Below are 15,338 nucleotides of genomic sequence, written 5' to 3'. Positions count from 1 at the left end.
CGATGTCCGTCGTGTCTCCCAGCTTCGTCGTCAGCAGGCCCGCGGCACCGCTGCCGGAAGCCGAACTCAACGCCTTGCGCGCGCTTCCGGCCGGGCAGCAGCCCAGCTGGCCGGATCCGGCGGCGCTGGCCGTTTCGACCGAATGGCTGCGGGCCGCACCAGGACTGGTCACCGCGGCCGAGGTCGACGAGCTTCGCGGCCTTCTCGCCGGAGTCGCCGAGGGCCGGTTGCGGGTGCTCCAAGCAGGCGACTGCGCGGAGGACCCGCGGCACGCGACTCACGAACACGTCGCGCGCAAAGCGGAACTTCTCGTGCGGCTCGGCGACCTGATGAGCGAACAGTCGAGCCGTCCCGTCGTCACGGTCGGCCGGATCGGCGGGCAGTTCGCCAAGCCGCGGTCATCGCCCTTCGAGGTCAGAGACGGAGTCGAACTGCCTGCATTCCGCGGCCACCTGGTCAACGATCCGGCTTTCGACGCGAAGTCCCGGACGCCGGACGCGCGGCGGCTGGTGGACGGCTACCGATCCGCCGCCCGGGTGTCCGAGGCGCTGCGCCGCACTCGCCCATCGGGGTTGAGCCGTCCTCGGGTATGGACCAGTCACGAAGCGCTGGTGCTGGACTACGAACTGCCGTTGCTGCGCCGGGACGACGACCAGCTGGTGCTGGCCTCGACCCACTGGCCGTGGATCGGAGACCGCACGCGGCAGCTCGACGGGGCCCACGTGAACCTGCTCTCGAGGGTCGCCAATCCGGTGGCCTGCAAGGTCGGTCCCGGCCTCGAAGCCGCGGACCTGGTCGAGCTGTGCGAACGGCTCGACCCCAGCCGCGAACCGGGCCGGCTGACTCTCATCGCCCGGCTCGGGGCGAGCCAGGTCGGCGACCGGCTGCCGGGACTCGTCGCGGCGGTCCGCCGGGCCGGGCATCCCGTGATCTGGTTGTGCGATCCCATGCACGGCAACACTTTCCGTGCCGCCGGAGGGCGCAAGACCCGGTTGGTCGGTTCCGTGATCCGGGAGATGCTCGGCTTCCACAGCGCGGTCCGGTCCGAGCACGGCGTGGCGGGCGGGCTGCACCTGGAGGCTACTCCGGACGAGGTCGTCGAATGCGTCCTTCAGGAGGAGGAACTCGCCGGATTGCCCGCCGGGACGGAACCGCTGTGCGATCCCCGGCTCAACCCCGACCAGGCTCGCCTGGTGGCCAGCGCGTGGCCGGGCTGAGCAGCGCCCGGAATCCCGCCCGCTCGAAGCGAAAGGAAGCGAACATGCCCACTCTCTTCGTGGCCAACAACCGCACCGAGCACATGGTCGGCGACCTCGCCGTGCTCACCGACGAGCAGCGCCGGCTCGCCGGCTACACCGCCCAGCGCATGCTGTTCTACGTCGGGGAAGGCGACATCCTGGTGGTGCCGCATCCGCCGAGCGAGTCTTTCGCGCGGTACCTCACCGAATTGATGGACGTCGACCTCGGCAAGATCCGGGTCATCGCGCCGCCGCCGGGCCGGTTCGGCCTGGACGTTCTGTCGGCCGACCGGTTCGAGGACAGCCGCTTCGACCGCGCGCTGGCCGCGGCGATCGAGGAAACCGGCGCTTCGCGCTTGTTCCCGATCATCTTCGACGCCGTGATGGTCCGGCTGGCCCGGCGGCACGGGCTGGCCGCGGACACCCCCGGGTTCGGCTTCGTCGGGCAGGGCGGAAGCGACCTGCTCAACAGCAAATCGGTCTTCCGGGCGCTGGCGGGCGGCACGGGCTGCCCGATTCCCGAGGGCCGGGTGACCGCGGACCCCGCCGCCGCCGAGGAATGGCTCTGGGAACTGCTTTCCAGCGGCCGGTGCGCGATCGTCAAACAAGACCAGCACGTCGGCGGTTACGGCAACGAGATCCTGAGCCCGCACGACGGGGTCACGCCGATCGGCGCGGCCGAGGTGATCACCGTCCCGGATCGCGAGGCGCTGCGCGCTCTGGTCAGGCGCCGCTGGCCGTGGTACTCCGGCGACGGCCGCCGCCGGGTCGTGGTGGAGCACTACGTGCCGGACTGCACGCCGGTGTACGTCGAGATGAGCATCACCGACGACGGCGTCGAGCTCTTCGGGCACGGAGAAATGCTGACCAAGCCGATCTTCAACGGCTTGGTGATCCCAGCTCAGTCCGCGGCTCACCCCGGCTGGCCGGGTTACCTCGAAGCCGCGGAAAACCTGTGCCAGGCCATTCGGGGCATGGGCTACCGCGGGCTGATCAGCATCGACGGAATTGTCACCCCGGCGGGGGAAGTACTGCTCAACGAGGTGAACGGGCGGGTCGGCGGATCAACGCATGTCACCCGGATCGCGCAGCATCTCGTCGGCCCGGGGTTTCTGCGGGAGCGGGTGGTGATGCAGCGGCATTTCTGGCCGGTGCCCTCGTTCGACCAGGCGCTGGCGGCCCTTCGGGCCGGCGGTCTCGCGTTCGATCGGAAGGACCGCAGCGGCGTGGTGCTCACCTCGGACGACGTCACCGGGGGGACCGTCGAGTATTGCCTGATCGCGGAAAACGTCGAGCACGCCACGGAACTGGAAGACCGGATCGGGAAGCTGCCGATCAGCTGATCCCGGCATCGAGCCGATCGCATCGAGGAACGGAGGCGTGTTCATGGGCTACCGGGGGCTGGCCAAGAAACCGGTGCTCCTCTGGGCGCTGGTCGCGGTGGTGGCCAGGCTGCCCATCGCGATGGCACCGCTGGGGCTTGTCTTCCTGGCCAGGGACCGGCCGGGCGGCTATTCGCTCGGCGCGACCCTCGCCGCCGCCTACGTCGTCGGCGAGGTGCTCGGCGCGTTGTTCATCGGCACCCTGCCGGTCAGCCGGGGCAAGCCCGGGCTGGCGCTCGGGCTGGGAGCGGGGGCGGTCGCGTTCGGGGGCCTCGCCCTCGCCTCCTCGGCTCCGGACCCGGTGCTGGTGGTCCTGGCCGCGCTGGCCGGTGGCTGCCCGGCGGCGAGCCCGGGCGGCATGCGGGCGATGCTGACCCGGCTGGTCGACGAGGACGTTGTCGCGTCGGCATTGAGTGCCGAATCCACCCTGACCCAGGCGATCTGGGCCATCGCACCAGGCCTGTCGGTTTCGCTGGCGTTGTGGGCAGGCGCCGAGGTGCCTCTCGAGGTCGGCGCGGCGGCGATGGCGGTCGCGGCACTGACCTTGCCCCTGCTGCCCGGACCGGCCGGCGCCGCGGCGCCGGCGAAGACACCGGCGAAGACCAGGGGCCATGGTCGGCAATTGCTGGCGGCTTGGCCGATCTACCTGACCAGCGCCGCGTCGATGGCTTTGCTGTCGGCCGCGGAGCTGATCCTTGCTCCGCTGCTGGAGTTCCGGCACCTGCAGACCGGCTGGGCGGGGGTGCTGCTGACAGTGTTCTCGGGGTCGAGCGCGGTGGGCGCGTTCGTCTACGGGCTGCGGAAATGGCCTGGTGCGGTGCGGACGCAGAGCCTGGTGCTTCTGGTCGGCATGTCGGCCTGCGTGGCGTTGATCGCGGTCGTGCCCGGCTTGATCGCGATCAGCGTCGTCTTGGTCGTCGGTGGTCTTTGCCAGGCGGCCGTGGCCGTGACGCGCAACCTCTCGTTGCGTGAAGCACTGCCGGCGGAGGTGCACACCGGCGGATACTCCGTCATGTATGCGGTGCAGGGAGTCGGCTACACGCTCACCGCGACGCTGACGGCACTGGCGCTGGCGTCGTTCACCCCGGTCACCGCGTTGATCGGCGCGGCGGCGCTGACCTTGCTGCTCACCGTCGCGAGTGCCCTGGCCGAGTTGCGCCGGGTACCGACTTCGTCGATGCCTGCGGTACCGGGTGCCGACGAATGCTGAGCTAACCGACGGTGGTGCCGAAAAGCACTCCGACGAAGTAAGTGACGAGCATGGTGAGGGCGCCGACGCCGACGTTTCGGGCGATCGCGCGCCCCGCCTGCGCGTTGCCGAGCCTCGCGCTCACGTAACCGGTGAGCGTGAGGCCGACGACCACCGCCAGCGCGCACGCCCAGACGCGGACGCCGACCGATGCCCAGGCGATCGCCAGCAACGGCAGCAGCGCGCCGACGGAGAACGCCAGCAGCGACGCCCACGCCGCCTGCCACGGGCTCGTCAGGTTGTCCGGGTCGATGCCGAGTTCGGCCTCCGCGTGCGCCTGCAGCGGGTCCTTTTCGGTCAGCTCGCGCGCGACCTGCTTCGCCAGCTCCGGCGAGAGGCCCTTGTCCTCGTAGATCTGCGCGAGTTCGCGTTCCTCGGCCTCCGGCATCGTTTTCAGCTCGTGCTTCTCGAGCCGCAGCAGCGCGCGTTCGGTGTCGCGCTGGGTGCTCACGCTCACGTATTCCCCGCCCGCCATGGAAAACGCGCCGGCGACGAGTCCGGCGATTCCGGCGGTGAGGATCGTGGTGCTGTCGGTGGTGGCTCCGGCGACGCCCACGACGATGCCCGCGACGGACACGATCCCGTCGTTCGCGCCGAGAACCCCGGCGCGCAGCCAGTTCAGCTTGCCGCCGAGATCGTCGTGCGGTTCGTGCGCGTGCACCGCGTCGCCCATCGTTTCGGTCACGGCTTCAGTGAATCACGGAAATTGTTTCCGCGCGACATTTTCCCGGGTGCTGGAATTCGGTTAAGAAAGGCAATCCTCAATGAATTGTGCCTTGCCTGACCAGGCGAATAGGCTGCCGGGATGGAGCAGGAGTGGCGGACGTTGTCGGTGGTGGAAGGGCAGCCGTTGCGCGGCGGCACCGGGCTGATCCGGGAACGGGCGCGCGCGGAACACGGGCTGGCGTACGAAATCCGTTATCCGGCAGGCGTCGCGTCGGCCGAGCACAGTCACGACCACGACAGCATCGTGCACGTGCTGGAAGGACGGCTGCGCGGCACGGTCGACGGCGTCTGGTCCGAACTCGGGCCGGGTGACGTGGTGGTGCATCCGCGCGGGGTGTGCCACCACGTCGAAGCGGTCGCCGACAGCCGGTGGATCGAGTTCAAGGCCCCGCTGCCCGGCCGGCCGCCGGTGGGCTGAAACGACGAACGCCCGGGCCCGGCGCCACCGCGGGCACCGGACCCGGGCGAACCGGGTCTGGCTCAGTTGTCGAGTTCGGCCAGCGCCGCCTTCGCGGCTTCGAGCTCGGCCTCCAGCTGCGCGACCTTCGCGGCCTGCGCCTCGCGGGCGGCGTTGATGACCTCGTCGATCGGGCCGGACAGGTCGTCGTGCAGTTCCTTCGCTGCCCGCGACACCGCCGCGGCCGGGACCGCCAGGCCCTTCGCGACCCACTTGGCGCCGTTCTTCAGCTCGGCCTGCCACTCGCCGTCCGCCGTGCCGGTGACGGTGAGCGTCAGCTCCACGGTGCGGGTCTTCTTCGCCGTCGACGCCGCGGCCTTCGGGCGGCCGCGCTTCGGCTTCGGCGATTCGACCGCCGGGGTCTCCTCAGCCTGCGAAGACTCCGGCTTCGGAGCGTCCGCCGGGGCGCTCGAAGCTTCCGGAGCGGCAGTGGGCTCGGCGACTTCCGGGGCCTCCGGGGTGCCGGCGGCCTGCGGCGATGACGCCGCCGCCGGCCCGGCCGCAGTGTCCTCGTCGTGCGTCAAGGCTTCCACGGACATTCGTGTCGTCTCCTTGCCCGGATCTGGGTTGGGTACGCGGGCATCTTAGAACATGCGTTCGATGCCCGCACTTTCAGGGGAACAATGCAGGAAGGGACCCTCCCAGCCGGGAGAGCCCCTTCCTGACGGTGAAGAACTTACTCCTCCTTGCCGGAGTTCAGTCCGGAGGAGATGAGGTCCATCACCGACGAGTCGGCGAGCGTGGTGACGTCGCCGATCTGGCGGTTCTCCGCGACGTCGCGCAGCAGCCGGCGCATGATCTTGCCGGAACGGGTCTTCGGCAGCTCGGCCACGACCATGATCTGGCGCGGCTTCGCGATCGGCCCGATCTCCTTCGCGACGTGGTTGCGCAGTTCCTGCACCGCTTCGTCCCCGCCGTCAACGGCGTTGCCGCGCAGGATCACGAACGCGACGATGCCCTGTCCGGTGGTCGGGTCGGTCGCGCCGACGACCGCGGCCTCGGCGACCGTCGGGTGCGAGACGAGCGCGGACTCGACCTCGGTGGTGGAGATCCGGTGCCCGGACACGTTCATCACGTCGTCCACCCGGCCGAGCAGCCAGATGTCGCCGTCCTCGTCGTACTTCGCGCCGTCGCCCGCGAAGTAGAAGCCCTGCTCGGAGAAGCGGGACCAGTAGGTGTCGCGGAAGCGCTCGTCGTCGCCCCACACGCCGCGCAGCATCGACGGCCACGGCTTGTCCAGCACCAGGTATCCGCCGCCGCCGTGCGGGACCTCCGTGCCGGTGTCGTCCACGACCTTCGCCGAGATGCCCGGCAGCGCGCGCTGCGCGGAACCCGGCTTGGCCGCGGTGACGCCGGGCAGCGGCGAGATCATGATCGCGCCGGTCTCGGTCTGCCACCACGTGTCCACGACCGGCGTCTTGTTCGCGCCGATCTTGTCGCGGTACCAGATCCAGGCCTCGGGGTTGATCGGCTCGCCGACGCTTCCCAGCACGCGCAGCGAAGACAGGTCGTACTTCGCCGGGATGTCCTCGCCCCACTTCATGAAGGTGCGGATCAGCGTCGGCGCGGTGTAGTAGATCGAGACCTTGTACTTCTGGATGATTTCCCAGTGCCGGCCCTCGTGCGGGGTGTTCGGCGTGCCTTCGTAGACGACCTGGGTCACGCGGTTCGCCAGCGGCCCGTACACGATGTAGGAGTGTCCGGTGATCCAGCCGATGTCGGCGGTGCACCAGTAGACGTCTTCGCCCGGCTTGTGGTCGAACACGACGTTGTGCGTGTACGCCGTCTGGGTCAGGTAGCCGCCGGAGGTGTGCAGGATGCCCTTCGGCTTGCCGGTGGTGCCCGAGGTGTACAGGATGAACAGCGGGTGCTCGGAATCGAACGCTTCCGGCTTGTGCTCGGTGGACTGTCCGTCGACCAGTTCGTGCCACCACAGGTCGCGGCCCTCGGTCCACGGCGTCTCGCCCTCGAGGTCGCTGCCGGTGCGCTTGACGACAATCACCTTCTGCACGGTTTCCGCGCCCTGCAAGGCTTCGTCGACGTTCGCCTTCATCGGCGCGGCCTTGCCGCGGCGGTACTGGCCGTCCGAGGTGATCACGATCTTCGCCGCCGCGTCGTCCACCCGCGCGCGCAGCGCCGTCGGCGAGAAACCGCCGAAGACCACGCTGTGCAGGGCGCCGATCCGCGCGCACGCCAGCATCGCGAAGATCGCCTCAGGCACCATCTGCAGCTGGATCGCCACGACGTCCCCGGCCACGACGCCCAGCGACGACAGCGCGTTCGCGGCCTTCGAGACCTCGTCCTTCAGCTGCGCGTAGGTGATGTCGCGCGTGTCGCCCGGCTCGCCGACCCAGTGGATCGCGACCTGGTCCCCGTGGCCGGACTCGACGTGCCGGTCCACGCAGTTGTAGGCGACGTTCAGCTTCCCGCCCACGAACCACTTCGCGAACGGCGCATTGGTCCAGTCCAATACCTGGGACCACTTCGTGTCCCACGACAGCCGCTCCGCCTGCCCGGCCCAGAACTTCTCCCGGTCAGCGTCCGCCGTCGCATACAACTCGGCCTTCGCGTTCGCCTGACCAGCGAACTCTTCGCTGGGAGGAAACGTGCGGCTCTCCGTGAGCAGGTTGTCCAACGCTGGGGACTGCTCGGTCATGGTGCAAAGCCTCCTGTAGTGCGAACCCGCGGCTCAGGGAACGCTAGCGACGTTAGTCCGCCTACGACAAGGTTGCAGCCACGTTGCGCGCACAGCTCCAAGCGCCGTGCGGCGAGGCTCAGCCGAGGCGGGCGAGCAGCCGGGCACGGGCGCCCGGCCACTCGGCGTCCGTCATCGAGTAGAGCACCGTGTCCCGGGTCGTGCCGTCCGGACGGATCCGGTGCGCGCGCAGCACGCCCTCGCGGAGCGCGCCGAGCCGTTCGATGGCGCGTTGCGAACGGAGGTTGCGGTTGTCGGTTTCCCACGCGACGCGCTGCGCGCCCCAGTCCTCGAAGGCGTTGCGCAGAAGGAGGAATTTGGCCTCGGTGTTGAGCGCGGTGCGCTGGAATTCCGCGCCGATCCAGGTGTGCCCGATCGAGAGGATCCGGTGCTTCGCTACTACCTGGTAATAAGAAGTGGTGCCGGCGACGCGGCCGGACGCGACGTCGATCTGCGCCCACGGGCGGCGGTCCGGGTCGGCGAGCGCGTCCTTCACCATCGTCTCGGCTTCGCCGAGGTCGGCGGGCTGCCGGACGCTCAGCCAGGCCCAGATGCCCGGGTCGGCGCCTGCCTCGAGCAGGCCGGGGGCGTGCTCGGGCGCGAGGGGTTCGAGCCGTACGTGGCGGCCGGACAGGACGGGATGCTCGTTCCAGGTCACGGGCTCACGCTACGACGGCAAGTGGATGTGCCGAAGTGCCATTTCCCGGTCATTTCAGCAGTCCACTTTACGGCCGCTTATGCTCGGCGGACCACCCGAGAAAGAGAGCGCGCATGGCCGAGGAACGAGAAAACCTCACGTGGGAGTTGTTCGGTTCGGCGAGCCGGGAGCTGGCACGGGAAGTCGCCGCGGACGGGTTCGTCCCCGACCTCATCCTCTCCATCGCGCGCGGCGGGCTGTTCGTCGCCGGCGCGCTCGGGTACGCGCTCGACGTGAAGAACCTGCACGTGATGAACGTCGAGTTCTACACCGGGGTCGACCAGCGGCTGGACCTTCCGGTCATGCTCCCGCCGGTGCCCAACGTGGTGGATCTCACACACAAGAAGGTGCTGGTCGCCGACGACGTCGCGGACACCGGCGCGACGCTCAAACTGGTCCGCGACTTCTGTGCCGACCACGTCGCGGACGTGCGCTGCGCGGTGGTTTACGAGAAGCCCGCCTCGACGGTGAAGTGCGAGTACGTGTGGAAGCGGACCGACCGGTGGATCAACTTCCCGTGGTCGGTGCTGCCTCCGGTGGTCGAGCGCGCGGGGCAGGTGCTCGACGCATGAGCGCTGCTTGCGAGCGAATCATCGATGTTCATGCCGTCGCCTTCTCGGCAACCAGCGTGCAACTCGTTATGGAGGCGACGGCATGAGCGATCCGCTGAAGCCGCTGCTGGAGCTGGACGGCGTTGCCGCGGCAGCGAAAGCCGCGCAGGACGCCATCTTCGCCGTGCACCGGCTGCCCGCGAATCTGCGGGGCGGGGCGGAAACCGCGGCGGAGGCTTCGGTGCGCGCGGCTCGGGCTTCGGCCGGGATCGACGGGGCCAACCCCGAGTTGCCGGAAGACGGTTCGGTGACCGACCCGCTGCTCGCCGGTGCGCTGCGGGTCGCGGAGAAGCTGGAGTCGCTGCTGCCGACGTGGCGGCGGGCTCCGTTGCAGGCCTTGGCCCGGCTGCATTTGCTGGCCGCGTCGGACGTTGTGTCGGATCCGGACCAGCTCGGCCGTCCGCGGCGCGGCGGCGAGCGGCTGGAGTTGCTGGCTCAGCTCGTCACCGGTGCCACCTCGGTGCCGGGCCCGGTGCTGACCGCGGTGGTGCACGGCGAGCTGCTGGCGTTGGCCCCGTTCGGTTCGGCGGACGGGGTGGTCGCGCGGGCGGCGGCACGGCTGTCGATGGTCGCCACTGGGCTGGACCCGAAGGCTTTGACGGTGCCGGAGGTCGCGTATTTCCGGCGCGTTCCGCGGTATGTCGAGCTGGCTCAGGGGTTCGCCGGCGGGACCCCGGACGGGGTCCGCGAGTGGCTGCTCTTCTGCTGCGAGGCCTTCGAAACCGGGGCGAACGAGGCGCGGAGCATCTCGTCGGCCGCTGGCTGAGACGTGTGGTCTGACCACATGACCGGACGGCGTTCTGGGGTGGGTTGAGCCATGGTCGCCCAGGTCGGAGCGACTTACTGTTTCCGGCCATGACCAGTCACAGTTCCCTCGCCGGACGCACCGCCTTGGTGACCGGCGGCGGCAGCGGCATCGGGCTGGCCTGCGTGCGGGCGTTCGGCGCGGCCGGGGCCAAGGTGCACGTCGTGGACGTCGCCGGGGCGGAGGAGGCGGCCGCTGAGGTCGGCGGGCAGGCGCACGTCGTGGACCTGACCGACCCGGCGGCGCTGGCGACCCTGCCGGTGGACGTCGATGTGCTCGTCAACAACGCGGGCGTGCAGCACGTCGCGCCGCTGCCGGAATTCCCGCCCGAGCGGTTCGCCTTCATCCAGTCGTTGATGGTGACCGCGCCGTTTTTGCTGATCCGCCAGTGCCTTCCCGCGATGTACGCGCGCGGCTGGGGCCGGATCGTGAACATGTCGAGCGTGCACGGCGTGCGGGCGAGTCCGTACAAAGCCGCTTACGTCACGGCGAAACACGCGCTCGAGGGACTGTCCAAAGTGGCCGCTCTCGAAGGCGCGGAGCACGGGGTGACGAGCAACTGCGTGAACCCCGGCTACGTCCGGACGCCGCTCGTCACCGGGCAGATCGAAGCGCAGGCCGCCGAACACGGGGTGCCGCGAGAAGAAGTGCTCGAACAGGTTCTGCTGCGCCGGGTCGCGATCAAGCGGCTGATCGAACCCTCGGACGTCGCCGATCTCGTGGTGTGGCTGTGCGGCGAGGCCGCCGGGCACGTCACCGGTGCGTCGCTTCCCGTTGACGGCGGCTGGACCGCCGGCTGAAATCCCCTTTCCCCACAACGGAGTGGAGTCCACTATGGACAAAAAGCTGCTGCGCGTCGTCGGAGCCGGGCTGATCGGAACCACCATCGAGTGGTACGACTTCTTCCTCTACACCTCGGCCGCCGCGCTGGTCTTCAACAAGCTGTTCTTCCCGACCGCCGACCCGCTCACCGGCACCCTGCTGGCGTTGCTCACCTACGCGGTCGGCTTCCTCGCGCGGCCGATCGGCGGACTCGTGTTCGGGCACTTCGGCGACCGGATCGGACGCAAGAAACTGCTGGTCGTGAGCCTGCTGATGATGGGCGGCTCGACGTTCGCGATGGGTTTGCTGCCCACGTACACCGCGGTCGGCGTGCTCGCGCCGATCCTGCTGACGCTGCTGCGGCTGATCCAGGGCTTCGCCCTCGGCGGTGAATGGGGCGGCGCGGTGCTGCTGGTGTCCGAGCACGGCGACGACCGGCGGCGCGGGTTCTGGGCGTCCTGGCCGCAGACCGGCGTTCCGGCCGGGAACCTGCTGGCCACGGCGGTGCTCGCGATCCTGGCGTCGGCGCAGTCGGACGCGACCTTCCAGGCATGGGGCTGGCGGATTCCGTTCCTGCTCTCCGGCGTGCTGGTCGTGCTCGGCCTGTGGATTCGGCTCGCGGTTTCGGAATCGCCGGTGTTCATCGCGGCGAAGGCCGCCGCGGACGAGCGTGAGCAGGCGCCGATCGTCGACGTCTTCCGCGGGCACTTCCGGGCGCTGGCGGTGACGTTCGGCGCGCGGATCGCGGAAAACGTGTCGTACTACGTGATCACCGCGTTCATTCTCGTGTACGTGACCACCGGGCTCGGCCTGCCGAAGGCGACCGGCCTGACCGCGGTGCTCGTCGCGTCGGCGGTGCACTTCGTGACGATTCCCTTGTGGGGCTTGCTTTCCGACAAGATCGGCCGGAAGCCGGTGTACCTGTTCGGCGTCGTCGGGATGGCCGCGTGGTCGTTCGGGTTCTTCTGGCTGCTCGACCTGCGCACGACCTGGTCGGTGATCGGCGCGGCAGTGGTCGGGCTGGTCGTGCACGGCGCGATGTACGGACCGCAGGCGGCGTTCTTCGCGGAGCAGTTCCCGACACGGGTGCGCTACACCGGGCTTTCGGTCGGCGGCCAGCTGTCGTCCATCGCGGCCGGTGCGGTCGCGCCGTTGATCGCGGTGGCGCTGTTCGAGGCCTACCGCTCCACGGTGCCAGTTTCGGTCTATGTGGTCGCGATGTGCCTGTTGTCGCTGGTCGCGCTGCTCGCGGCCCGGGAGACGCGCGGCGCGTCGTTGCACGAGACGACGGCCGAACGGCAGGCTTCAATGACAGCATGACGGGTGTGGACCCCACTGCCGAGGCGTATCGCCGGCTGCTCGAACTGCTCGCCGCCGGAGCGAGCAGCGAGCAGCTGGCGCACGTCGCTGCCCGGGGGTTGTCCGCGGAACAGGCCGCCGCGATCGGTTCGGCGACCGAGCTGGCGTTGCGGATCCGCGAGACGCTCAGCGAGCACCGGCGGCGGGAAGCCGAGCTGACCGCGTTGTTCGACACCGCGAGCGACCTCGCCCGGCTGCGGGATCCGGACGCGGTGCTGCGGTCGATCGTCCGGCGCGCGCGAACGCTGTTGAACGTAGACGTCTCGTATCTCAGCCTCAACGACGAAGCGAACGGCGAGACGTACATCCGGGTCACGGACGGGTCGGTTTCCGCGCTGTTCCAACAGATTGTGCTGGGAATGGGCGAGGGCCTCGGCGGGCTCGTGGCACAGACCGCGCGTCCGTACGCGACCGCGGACTATTTCGCGGACGAGCGGTTCCGGCACACGAACCCGATCGACGCGGGCGTCCGCGAGGAGGGCCTGAAGGCGATCCTCGGCGTGCCGTTGGCGATCGGCGGCAAGGTGCTCGGCGTGCTTTACGCGTCCGACCGTTCGTCGCGGGCGTTCTCGACGGCGGAGGTCGCGCTGCTTTCGTCGCTGGCCGCGCACGCCGCGATCGCGTTGGACACTGCGCATCTGCTGGAGGAAACACGTACGGCCGCCGCGGAACTGAATGCGGCCAACGCGACGATGCGGCGGGCCGACGACGCCCACGACCGGCTGATGGACCTCGTGCTCGGCGGTGCGGATTTGCCCGCGGTGGCGGCGGAAGTAGCCGGAGTTCTGCGCGGCTCGATCGCCGTGCACGACGAGGAAGGCGGGCTGCTGGCTGGTACCGCGGTGCCGTTCGACGCGTCTGCGGTCGCTTCTTCTCATGCCAATGGCCGTGCGGTGTCCACAAAGGACGTTTGGGTCTGCGCGGTGCGGGCGGGGCGCGAATTGCTCGGCAGCCTGACGCTCTCCGGACGGCCGGAGCTGGCCGGGGACGACCGACGGCTGTTCGAGCGGGCCGCGGTTGTCACGGCGTTGTTGTTGCTGCTGCGTCGTTCCGTCGCGCAAGCCGAGGATCAAGTGCGCGGGGAATTGCTGACCGACCTGCTCACCGCGCCGACCCGAAATCCGGGTTCGTTGGTGGCTCGCGCGCGACGGCTGGGCGTCGATTTGTCCTCGCCGCACACGGTTCTGGTCGCGCACGCTTCCGGCATTTCTCGCCGCGGGCTCGCTGCCGCCTGCGCGCGATACGGCGATTTGGTCGGGGTCCACGCGGAGCAAGTCGTCGCGCTCGCCCCGGATCAGCCTGCCGCGGCCCGGATCGCGGCCGAGCTGAAGTCCGTTGTGGACTGTCCGGTGACGGTCGGCGCGGCTGGTCCGGCGAGCGGTCCGGAAGCGTTGGCGCAGGCGTACACCGAAGCTGTTCGATGCGTGAACACTCTGCTCGCTCTGGGCCGCGAGGGCGACGGCGCGGCGATGGCCGACCTCGGCTTCCTCGGCGTGCTGCTCGGTCGGCATTCCGACCTGTCCGGCTACGTCCGGGCGACGCTCGGCCCGGTCCTCGACTACGACGCCCGCCGCGGCACCGACCTCGTCGGCACGCTGCGCGCGTACTACGCGGCTGGCGGGAATTTGGCGCGGGCAAAGGAAACCCTGCACGTCCACGTCAACACGGTGGCGCAGCGGATGGAGCGCCTCGCCGTGCTGCTGGGCGAGGATTGGCGCGAACCGGAACGCTCGTTGGAGATCCAGCTCGCGCTGCGGGTGCATCAGCTCGGCGGCTGACAGACCCCGGCGTGGATCAGGTCGAGCATCCGGTCCAGCTGCTCCGGCCCGTCCGGCAGGGTCGGCATGCTGCACGCACCGACCACTGTCACCACCACGTCCTGCGCGCGAACGTCCGCCCGAAGCGTGCCGTCTGCTGCGCCCGCGTCCAAGATCAGCTGAACGGCCTCGGTCAGTTCGGCGCGGACCTGCGTCATATCGACGGTGCCCGCTTCGATGATCGCGCGCAGCGTGTCGGCCATGTCGTGCTTCGTGCTCGCGTACTCGGCGAAGCGAGCCATCCACCGACGCAGCGCGCGAAGCGGCTTCTCGGTCTCGAGCAGCTTCGGCGCACTCGCGACCACCTGTGCCAGTTCGTCGCGGTACAACGCCTCGACCAGTGCTTCGCGGGTAGGGAAGTGGCGGTAGAGCGTGCCGATGCCGACACCCGCTTCGCGCGCGACGTGCTCCAGGGTGACGGGCTCGTCGCCTTCGCCGAACGCTTTGCGGGCAGCAGCGAGCAGGCGCAGACGGTTGCGTTCAGCGTCCGCGCGCGGTTTCTTGGCGCTCGACAAAGCGGAGGACCCTCCGGTTCTGCTACGGTGGTGATACGGAGGCGCCTCCGCATCAACCTTCACTATGCCACGGCAGGAGTCTTTCCTCATGACGGCAACCACAGCTCCAGGCGGCACCGCGAAGCTCGGCGGCCACGAGGTCGCGCGGATCGGCTACGGCGTGATGCAACTCGGCCGCCCCGGAACCGACCGCGCTGACCAGGTGAAACTGCTGCGCAGCGCCGCGGAAGCGGGCGTGAACCACCTGGACACCGCGCAGTTCTACAGCGATGGCCGGTGCAACGACCTGATCCGCGAAGCGTTCTCGCCTTATCCGGACGACCTGGTCGTGGTGACCAAGGTCGGCGCCGAGGAAGGACCGCAAGGGCTCCGGCTCGCGCAGCACCCGGCGCAGCTCCGGGCGCAGGTCGAGGCCAACCTCGCCTCCCTCGGCGTCGAACGGCTCGACGTGGTCAACCTGCGGCGCGCGGACGCCGGACCCGGCCTGATCGCGGAAGGTGACCAGCTCGTCGACATCGACGACCAGCTCGCCGAACTGATTTCCCTGCGCGACGCGGGAAAGATCGGCGCACTCGGGCTCAGCAACGTGTCCGCCGACCAGCTCCGGCACGCGCTCGAAATCGGGATCGTCTGCGTGCAGAACTCCTACAACGTGCTCGCGCGCGCCACCGAACCGGTGCTGGAGCTGTGCCGGGAACGCGGGATCGCGTGGGTGCCGTACTTCCCGCTGGGCTCCGCGTTCGAGCTGGGCCAGGACGTGACCGGCAACGCGGTCGTCACCGGCGTCGCGGCCGAACTCGGCTGCACCCCGGCGCAGGTCGCGCTGGCCTGGCTGCTGCAACGCTACGCGGGCACGTTGCTGATCGCGGGCACGGCGACCCCGGCGCATCTCGCCGAAAACCTCGCCGCCGGCCAGGTGCGGCTGCCCGCCGAAGCGGCAGCCGCCCTGGACCGGCTCGGCTGAG

General features: G+C 69.7%; 15 protein-coding genes. 10 read left to right on the top strand and 5 right to left on the bottom strand.

The features are described from left to right. The first annotated feature begins 2 nt into the window (after positions 1-2). From CU254_RS36665 to CU254_RS36655, 3 genes are read left to right on the top strand one after another with little or no spacing between them, the layout of a single operon-like run. A complete protein-coding gene (locus CU254_RS36665; RefSeq protein ID WP_100266978.1) occupies positions 3-1,217 on the top strand; it encodes a 3-deoxy-7-phosphoheptulonate synthase in 1,215 nt (404 codons plus the stop codon). A 44-nt stretch (positions 1,218-1,261) separates the two neighbouring features. Beyond that, on the top strand, positions 1,262-2,581 hold the full coding sequence (locus tag CU254_RS36660) for a peptide ligase PGM1-related protein (protein ID WP_009084427.1): 1,320 nt from the start codon (positions 1,262-1,264) through the stop codon (positions 2,579-2,581). A 43-nt stretch (positions 2,582-2,624) separates the two neighbouring features. Then, positions 2,625-3,830, top strand: coding sequence for a hypothetical protein (locus CU254_RS36655; RefSeq protein ID WP_037718572.1), 1,206 nt, complete (start codon positions 2,625-2,627; stop codon positions 3,828-3,830). A gap of 1 nt (position 3,831) precedes the next feature. Here CU254_RS36655 and CU254_RS36650 read toward each other — a convergent pair whose 3' ends face one another. Next, a complete protein-coding gene (locus CU254_RS36650) occupies positions 3,832-4,554 on the bottom strand; it encodes a VIT family protein (protein WP_009084422.1) in 723 nt (240 codons plus the stop codon). 120 nt (positions 4,555-4,674) lie between these two features. On the opposite strand from CU254_RS36650, the gene CU254_RS36645 reads away from it, so the two are divergent. Then, a complete protein-coding gene (locus CU254_RS36645) occupies positions 4,675-5,013 on the top strand; it encodes a cupin domain-containing protein (RefSeq protein ID WP_009084420.1) in 339 nt (112 codons plus the stop codon). Between the two features lie 62 nt (positions 5,014-5,075). On the opposite strand, the gene CU254_RS36640 is transcribed toward CU254_RS36645, so the two are convergent. From CU254_RS36640 to CU254_RS36630, 3 genes are all read right to left on the bottom strand, one after another. Next, positions 5,076-5,591: a DUF6319 family protein gene (locus CU254_RS36640; RefSeq protein ID WP_009084418.1), complete on the bottom strand. Its 516-nt coding sequence runs from the start codon at positions 5,589-5,591 to the stop codon at positions 5,076-5,078. Between the two features lie 137 nt (positions 5,592-5,728). Further along, positions 5,729-7,708, bottom strand: coding sequence for an acetate--CoA ligase (acs, locus tag CU254_RS36635; RefSeq protein ID WP_009084416.1), 1,980 nt, complete (start codon positions 7,706-7,708; stop codon positions 5,729-5,731). Positions 7,709-7,826: 118 nt separating this feature from the next. Then, complete coding sequence (locus CU254_RS36630; protein ID WP_009084414.1) at positions 7,827-8,405, bottom strand: GNAT family N-acetyltransferase; 579 nt, start codon at positions 8,403-8,405, stop codon at positions 7,827-7,829. A 113-nt stretch (positions 8,406-8,518) separates the two neighbouring features. Between CU254_RS36630 and CU254_RS36625 the strand changes: the two genes are divergently transcribed. The 5 genes from CU254_RS36625 to CU254_RS36605 all read left to right on the top strand — a co-directional run bounded on the left by CU254_RS36625 (position 8,519) and on the right by CU254_RS36605 (position 13,819). After that, positions 8,519-9,016: a phosphoribosyltransferase gene (locus tag CU254_RS36625; protein WP_009084412.1), complete on the top strand. Its 498-nt coding sequence runs from the start codon at positions 8,519-8,521 to the stop codon at positions 9,014-9,016. A gap of 82 nt (positions 9,017-9,098) precedes the next feature. After that, positions 9,099-9,821, top strand: a complete 723-nt coding sequence (locus CU254_RS36620) for a hypothetical protein (RefSeq protein WP_009084410.1) — start codon at positions 9,099-9,101, stop codon at positions 9,819-9,821. A gap of 89 nt (positions 9,822-9,910) precedes the next feature. Then, positions 9,911-10,660 (top strand): 3-hydroxybutyrate dehydrogenase, encoded by a 750-nt coding sequence (locus CU254_RS36615; RefSeq protein ID WP_009084408.1) that lies wholly within the window; start codon positions 9,911-9,913, stop codon positions 10,658-10,660. A 34-nt stretch (positions 10,661-10,694) separates the two neighbouring features. After that, positions 10,695-12,002, top strand: coding sequence for an MFS transporter (locus tag CU254_RS36610; protein WP_037716012.1), 1,308 nt, complete (start codon positions 10,695-10,697; stop codon positions 12,000-12,002). Beyond that, positions 11,999-13,819 (top strand): GAF domain-containing protein, encoded by a 1,821-nt coding sequence (locus CU254_RS36605; protein ID WP_037716010.1) that lies wholly within the window; start codon positions 11,999-12,001, stop codon positions 13,817-13,819. Before CU254_RS36610 ends, CU254_RS36605 begins: the two co-directional genes overlap by 4 nt. Here the strand turns inward: CU254_RS36605 and CU254_RS36600 are convergent. Continuing rightward, complete coding sequence (locus tag CU254_RS36600; RefSeq protein ID WP_009084403.1) at positions 13,804-14,373, bottom strand: TetR/AcrR family transcriptional regulator; 570 nt, start codon at positions 14,371-14,373, stop codon at positions 13,804-13,806. The genes CU254_RS36605 and CU254_RS36600 overlap by 16 nt on opposite strands. Before the next feature lie 88 nt (positions 14,374-14,461). On the opposite strand from CU254_RS36600, the gene CU254_RS36595 reads away from it, so the two are divergent. Continuing rightward, positions 14,462-15,337 carry an aldo/keto reductase gene (locus CU254_RS36595; protein WP_037716008.1) on the top strand — a complete coding sequence of 292 codons (876 nt, stop codon included), beginning with the start codon at positions 14,462-14,464 and terminating at the stop codon, positions 15,335-15,337. The last annotated feature ends 1 nt before the right edge of the window (position 15,338 follow it).

Source organism: Amycolatopsis sp. AA4, from assembly GCF_002796545.1.
Lineage (GTDB): Bacteria > Actinomycetota > Actinomycetes > Mycobacteriales > Pseudonocardiaceae > Amycolatopsis.
This window is presented reverse-complemented; position numbering and strand designations above follow the sequence as displayed.